At 70.0% G+C, this 6,464-nt stretch carries 5 protein-coding genes; 2 read left to right on the forward strand and 3 right to left on the reverse strand.

What is annotated here, in order from left to right:
* Positions 1 to 128 precede the first annotated feature (128 nt).
* From V3572_RS03525 to V3572_RS03535, 3 genes are all read right to left on the reverse strand, one after another.
* Positions 129 to 1,694, reverse strand: a complete 1,566-nt coding sequence (locus V3572_RS03525; RefSeq protein WP_332109590.1) for a DUF1800 domain-containing protein — start codon at positions 1,692 to 1,694, stop codon at positions 129 to 131.
* A 276-nt stretch (positions 1,695 to 1,970) separates the two neighbouring features.
* Positions 1,971 to 3,203, reverse strand: coding sequence for a response regulator (locus V3572_RS03530; RefSeq protein WP_332109592.1), 1,233 nt, complete (start codon positions 3,201 to 3,203; stop codon positions 1,971 to 1,973).
* 409 nt (positions 3,204 to 3,612) lie between these two features.
* Positions 3,613 to 4,386: a hypothetical protein gene (locus V3572_RS03535; RefSeq protein WP_332109593.1), complete on the reverse strand. Its 774-nt coding sequence runs from the start codon at positions 4,384 to 4,386 to the stop codon at positions 3,613 to 3,615.
* Between the two features lie 136 nt (positions 4,387 to 4,522).
* Here V3572_RS03535 and V3572_RS03540 point away from each other — a divergent pair, with 136 nt between their 5' ends.
* The gene (locus V3572_RS03540) at positions 4,523 to 6,274 is read left to right on the forward strand and encodes an aldehyde ferredoxin oxidoreductase C-terminal domain-containing protein (protein WP_332109594.1); all 1,752 of its coding nucleotides are present in this window, start codon (positions 4,523 to 4,525) and stop codon (positions 6,272 to 6,274) included.
* On the forward strand, positions 6,274 to 6,414 hold the full coding sequence (locus tag V3572_RS03545; protein ID WP_332109595.1) for a hypothetical protein: 141 nt from the start codon (positions 6,274 to 6,276) through the stop codon (positions 6,412 to 6,414). The genes V3572_RS03540 and V3572_RS03545 overlap by 1 nt, the downstream gene beginning before the upstream one ends.
* Positions 6,415 to 6,464: the final 50 nt, after the last annotated feature.

Below are 6,464 nucleotides of genomic sequence, written 5' to 3' on the forward strand. Positions count from 1 at the left end.
GGGGTCAGGTGTAGCAGATGATGTTCTGGAAGACGGCGGTTTCGGTTACGGCCCGCCAGGGCGTGGAGAAAACGGCGACGGTTCATGCGACGCGCCCCATCCGGGTTGGACATGTCCGCAGCATGGCCTCAGTACCTCACGAAATCCGGCCCGCAAAGGATGGCCGCCGCGTCGATCACGGGTTCATTCCGGCCCGTGGCGCGGGCGGATGCGGCATGCGCGGCCCGTTTCCCGGCGGATTTCGCCTTTCCGGACGATTTCATCCCGGGCGTCTCCGCAGCCTGGGCAGCCTGGGCAGCCTGGGCGGTCTGGACCCGACCCAGGGCGGCCAGAAGAGCCTGGGGCGCCAGGCCCTTGGGAAGCTCGTCCCACAGGGGCAGCCGCCCCGAGGCCAGATCGGCGGCGAAGGACACCCGGGCGGCCATGTCCCGGGCTGTGGGCGCGCCCGCCGGGGCCAGGGCGTAGCCCGCCGGGTCCGGGCAATGGTACAGGGGCATCCCCAGGCGGCCCAGAACCCCGGCCAGGGGGGTGGGGGCGTCCGGTATGGCCCCCGTGGCCCGGACGGCCGAGACCACATGGCGCAGGGGGGACTTGAATCCGGCCAGACGCCGCTTTTCGTCGAAAAACTCGGCATCGGAAAAAAGCGTGGTCAAAACCGCCCGTATCTCGCCCCCGGACTGCAAAAAAACCGCAGACAACCGTTTCACCAGCCCGGGCGAGGGTTCCCCGGCCAGAAAATAGGCGGCCAGCCGACGGCAGACGTGCCCTGCCGTGGCCGGATGCTCGGCCAGAAACCGCAGCGCCGCCGCGCCCTCGGCCATGCCGCCGCCCTGGATGGTCGCGCCCAGAAAGGCCTTGTCCGTGGGGTCATGGGCCTTCTGATCGAAGACAAACCCGTTTTTATCCGTCTCCGAACGCGGCGCGCCGATGCGCCAGCCCGTAAACACCCGGGCCAGGGCCGTCACGTCGGCGGCGGAAAAGGCCGTGGCGTCGCCCAGGGTATGCGCGGCCAGAAGCGTTGCGGCATAGGTCGTGTCGATGCCCTGGGCGTCGTTTTCGGTCGGGGCCGGGGTTTCGTCCGGCCGGTCGTCCCCGTTTTGCGGCCCCGGGGCGGCGGGTTCGGCCGACGCCGATGCGGCCGCCTCCCCGCGCGGGGCCACGTTGCGCCAGTTCTCCAGGGCGATGAGCATGGCCGGATGCATGGCCGTGGCCGCCAAAAGATCCAGAAAACGCCCCAGCACGTAGGGCCGGATGGCCTCGCGCTCATAGGCTCCGGCCCAAAGCCGGGCCAGCCCCTTGCCCGCGTCCACGTTGAAGTGGTTGTACCAGAAATCCACCAGGAGTTCGCGCAGTTGGGCGGGATCGGCCACCGCCCGCAACAGCCTGGCGTCGGCCGCCTCCCGGGTCACGATCCCGGCCCGGTCCCGGGCGGCCAAGACCTGGCTGGGGCCAAGCCCCCCGGACTTGTCCGGGGTGGGGCCGTATTCCCGGAAAAGCTCCACCGTGCCAAGGCGCGTGGTGGGCAGGGCCTCCAGGCGGGCCGCAAGCTCCCTGGATTGGGGAATGGCGTCCGGTTCGAGCTGCTCGGCGATGAAGGCCGCCACCCCCATGCCCCGCACGCGCTCCACGTCGCCGGGGGCCGGCCCGTAGGTCAGGCGGTTTAAGACGTGCAGGATCTTCTGGTCGGGGGACATTTCCGCGGCGCGGGAGAAGGCCGGGAAAAACGCACAAACGAGGACGGCCGCCAGGGGCAACAACACGGCCGCGCCCCGGGAAAGGCCATGCGGCGCGCGGCGCGCGCGAAAGGTCGTATGTTCGCGCCCCATGGAGCCAATTTGAGCGCGGACAGGGCAAAAGTCAATGTTGGGGCGGACCCGGGGCATGTCGCCCGGACACGGCCGTCCCCAGGGGCGCCCCGTCCCGGCTCCGTCCGGAATGAAGCCGCCGCGCAACCCGTGGAGGATTGCGGCTCAGGCCGCCTGGCGACGCAGTTTGTACAGGCCCTCGGTGACCAGTCCGGCCACCCGGCAGGCCACGCGCAGGGCCCACGGCAGGGCCACGCCCGCATCATCTTCCCGTCCCAGGGCCTCCACGGCGTCGGGATCGCGGCCCGTGAGCCGGAAAAGCAGGGCCTTGGCCTCGGACGACTCCCCGCCAAGCTCCATCCCCCGGCTCACGGCCTTGACCGCCAGATCCTTGCGGCGCAGGAAGTGGTAGGCCTTGCCGAGTTGCAGGAAGATGTCCCCCTTGTCCGGATCAAGCGACAGGGCGTCGCGGTAGCTGGCCACGGCCCCCTGGTAGTCCCGGGAGCGCAGATTCTCGTTGCCCAGGGCGAAAAAGGGATTGAACCCCTCGGCATCCGCCTGCAGCATGCGGGCGAACTGGTCGCGCAAGGCCTCGAAGCGCCGGGCCCGGACGCAGGCGTCCGCCGCCCGCTTCATGGCCTCGCGGTAGCGCCGCGCGTCGCCCCTGGCCCGGTAGGTCTCGGCCAGCCCCAGGTGGGCCTCCACGTACAGGGCGTTGACCGTCGTGGCCCGGGAAAAGGCCTGGGCCGCCGCTTCGTAGTCCTCGGCCGCCAGCCGCCGCAGTCCCAGCCGGTAGAATCGCGGGGCCTCCTCGGGTGAAAGGGCGGCAGCGCCCCCCGCCCCGACGGTCGGCAGGGGCGGCACGGGGATGATCCCGGCATCCTGGCCGTCGGCGCGGCCGGACAAAACCTCCCGGGCGGCCTGGGCCATCCCGGCCGCGGCGTCCAGGGTGAATTCGCGCATGGCCCGGGCCAGGGCCAGGTATCTGGAAAAGGCGGCCTGGGAATAGGGACGCAGCAGGTAGCCGCACACCCCAAGCCGCGCGGCCTCGATGACCGCTTCCCGGCTATTCTCCAGGCTGAGCATGATGATCGGGAGGAGCTTCAGGCGGGGATGCGCCTTGATGGCGGCCACAAACTCAAGGCCCGTGGCGTCCGTGAGGCGGCCGTCGCACAGGAGAAGGTCCGCGCCGTGCCGGGAGAGCGCCTCCATGGCCTGTTTGGCGGAATAGACCACCCGGGGCGAAAAGATGCGGGCCTTTTTCAGGAACTCCCGGTCCACGCGGCCATGGCCTTCGGTTTCGGCCACCACCAGGACGTTGGAAAATCCCGGTTCGGGCTGCGGCCCGGGCGGGACGGCGTACTGCGGCAATCGGACGGCGTGGGCGGGGTGGGTCATGGTCGTGCTCCCTGGGTGGCTTTTCGCGCGTTGCGTCCCGGGCCGGAGGATCGCCCCTGCCGTTCCGGGACGCGCCGCGTTTTCTCCCCGCCATTCGTATCGGCGTTCATGGCCATCCGTTTAGGGTCGAAAACGATATTTCCCGATGTAAAGCGGATTTTGCACACCTGCACACCAAAGTGAAAGGAACATGGCCATGGTGCAACCCCTGTTGCACAACCCCCTTTTTGAAGTCTGGCCGACAAAGAAAACTCTTCGCGTCAAAACGCCGCACCAACGCCGCCCCCTTGAAAAGACGCCGCTGCCGTATATTGAGAAGAAATACTACATTGCCGTGTCAGGAAGCAGGCGGGAAAAGGGCAAAGACGCAGACGCCGCAAGACGGCCGCGTCCCGTGAACGGCATGGGCCTAGATGGTGGTGTTGAGAAGCATCCCGGAGGTCTGAAGCGAGGTGGCCGTGTAGGCCGCGTAGGGATCGGCCATGGTGGCGTCCCCGCCCGCCGAGGCGTTCTCGGCGTCGCGCTGGATGGAGATTTCCTTGAGCATGGCCAGGATGCCGTCTTCGGCGCTCTGGCTGTCCTCGTCGTCGCTGTCCGCGACCGTCTCCAGCGTGAGCGCGGTCGAGGCGGCGGCCCCCGTGGAGGCCACGCCGTTTTCCACGGCGACAAACAGTTCCTCGTGGCCGTTTTCGAAATAGCGGTTCATGGAGTCGTTGAGCGAGCCGTTGAACTTCGAGATGACCCGGTCGCCCGCCGCCGTGCCGAGGTTTTTGTCGATGAACTTCAGGGCCGCCACCAGCCCGTTGCTCAAATTCTCCTCGGTCAGGGCCCCGTCGCCCACGTTTTGCAGCACCAGCCCCATGGTGGCCGTGGCCGCGTCGGACCCGTACTCTTCGCGGATGAAATCCACGGCGTCGGCCAGGGAGGCGGCCAGGGCCGCGCCCTTGGAGTCTGCGGCCTCACCGGTCCCGGCGTCCCCGGTCTGGTCCGCATCCGTCGTGGACACGCCCAGATCGGCCCGCCGCCGTATCTCGGCGGCGAAGGTCTCGATCTCCTCCCGGCCGATGGAGGTCTGGGACACGGCCAGGGTCGCGCCGCGTTTCGAGGACGTGCCGGAACTCCCGGTCGTGCCGCTCAAAAGCGTATTGGTCCCGAAGGACAGGGAAAGGGTGTCGATATACATGGCCGATTCCTTGGGCAAGAGCCTCTTGGCATCTCTTATCGGCCAGGACGGGCCAAGGTTTAGGAAAAAAACACAGCCGGGAGGTTTTTTTGCCGGGATTGCCGGGAGCGGACCGCTCTGGTACCCAGGATGGGCCATGAGCGTATCCCCCGGCGACATCCTGCGCGTCCGCCTCGACGCCGCCACCGCGCACCCGGAGCGCACCGCCAATCCCTGCGCATCGGGCTTTCCCGGCGGCCGGGGGCGTGCGGTCATGGAGCTTTTGCCCTACGCCAACCTGCCCTTCGACCACCCGGACATGCCCCTGTGCCTTTTTGGCGGCCCCCTGTCCGGAACCACCGTCCCCTTGTGCGGCCGGTCCATCGTGGCCGCAATCTCCCCCCTGACCGGGACCGTCTTCGACGCCCAGGCCGGGGGACGGCTGGCCTTCGCCCTGGCCGGGTCCGGACTTGCCGGGGTGGTTGTCGTCGGCCGGGCGGACGTACCGTCGGGGCTTGAGATCGTGGATGGCCAGGCCGTCCTGCGGCCCTGCCCGGACTGGACGGCCCTTGGGGCCACGGACATCGCGGCCCGGTTGCGTTTCCCCGGGGAGGTGCTGCGTACGGGCCCGGCGGCCTGGACCGGCGCGGCCCTGGCCGGGGTGGTCGCCGGGAGGCCGGGACACGTCCTGCGCGGCGGCCTGGGGCTGTGCCTGGCCGCAAAAAACCTGGTCTATGTGGCCGTCTCCGGTTCGCGAGCCGTCCAGGTGGCCGATGCCGCCGGGCTTTCCCTGGCCCGGGCGGACCTCATGCGCCTGACGGCCGCCTCCCCGGCCCTGGCCGGGGCCCACGGCCTCTCCCGCTTTGGCACGGCCGCCCTGATGGACCTGACGGACAGCCTGGGCATGACCCCCACCCGAAATTTTCGCGCCACCCGGTTTCCCGGCCAAAAGGCGGTCAACGCCCCGGCCCTGGCCCGGGGCTATGCCCCGCGCCGCACGGGCTGCCGGGCCTGCCACCTGCCCTGCGGCCGGATGGCGGCGGACGGAACCCCCCTGCCGGACCTGGACGCCCTGTCCCATTTCACGGCCCTGGTGGACAATCCCGACCTGACAACCGCCGTGGCCGCCAACGCGCGCTGCATCGACCTGGGGCTGGACCCGGTCTCCGCCGCCTCGGCCCTGGCCTGCCATGCCGAGATCAGCGGCCGGCCCCTGTCCCCGTCGCGGCTATCGGCCCTGGTGGACGACATGGGGCATGGCCGGGGCCTTGGCCGGGAGCTGGCCCGGGGCGCGGCGGCTTATGCCCGGGAGGCGGGACGCCCCGAGGCGGCCATGGCCGTCAAGGGTCTGGAGCTTGGGGCCTACGACCCGCGCGGGGCCTACGGCCTGGCCCTGTCCTACGCCGTCTCCACCCGGGGCGGCTGCCACCTGCGGGCCTTTAGCATCGGCCACGAGGTGCTGCGCAAACCCGTGGCCACGGACCGTTTCGACTTCGCGGGCAAGGCCCGCATCCTCTTCCAGGCCGAAAACGCCCTGGCCGCCCTGGACAGCCTGGTGGCCTGCCCGTATCTGGCCCTGGCCGCCTCCCTGGAGGAACTGGCCCCGGCCCTCTGCGCCGCCACCGGCCACCCGGCCGACCCCGGGGAGATGGCCCGGGCCGGGGAGCGCGTGGTCTATGCCGAGCGGATCATCAATGCCCGCAGGGGGTTTACGGCGGGCCAGGACGACCTGCCGGCCCGGTTTTTCACCGAGCCCGGCACGCCGGGAGAGGATTTCGCCGTGCCGCCCATCGACCGGGCCGCCTTTTTGGCCGCCCGGGCCGCCTATTACCGCATCCGGGGGTTGACGCCCGCCGGGCTTCCCCTGGCCGACACAGCCCGGGAACTGGGGCTGCCATGGACCGGCTGATGGCCAGATATGCGGACAAGCTGGCCCGGGCCGGAATCTGCGCCCCGGGCGGGGCGGCGTTGTGCGCCCGGGACGACGCCTTTTTCGCAACCGGCCCGGACGAGGCCACGGCCTTTCTCACCGCCCTGGCCGACACGTAGAGCCCGACGTGGAGCAGAAATCCGTGAACCTTCTCGTCGCGGTCGCAGGG

The organism is Desulfolutivibrio sp., from assembly GCF_036584575.1.
Taxonomy (GTDB): Bacteria; Desulfobacterota; Desulfovibrionia; order Desulfovibrionales; family Desulfovibrionaceae; genus Desulfolutivibrio.

Excerpts from the sequence above, each read along its gene's own strand:
- V3572_RS03525 (WP_332109590.1), bottom strand. The coding sequence starts at position 1,694 with ATGTCCCCCGACCAGAAGATCCTGCACGTCTTAAACCGCCTGACCTAC.
- V3572_RS03530 (WP_332109592.1), bottom strand. The coding sequence starts at position 3,203 with ATGACCCACCCCGCCCACGCCGTCCGATTGCCGCAGTACGCCGTCCCG.
- V3572_RS03535 (WP_332109593.1), bottom strand. The coding sequence starts at position 4,386 with ATGTATATCGACACCCTTTCCCTGTCCTTCGGGACCAATACGCTTTTG.
- V3572_RS03540 (WP_332109594.1), top strand. The coding sequence starts at position 4,523 with ATGAGCGTATCCCCCGGCGACATCCTGCGCGTCCGCCTCGACGCCGCC.
- V3572_RS03545 (WP_332109595.1), top strand. The coding sequence starts at position 6,274 with ATGGCCAGATATGCGGACAAGCTGGCCCGGGCCGGAATCTGCGCCCCG.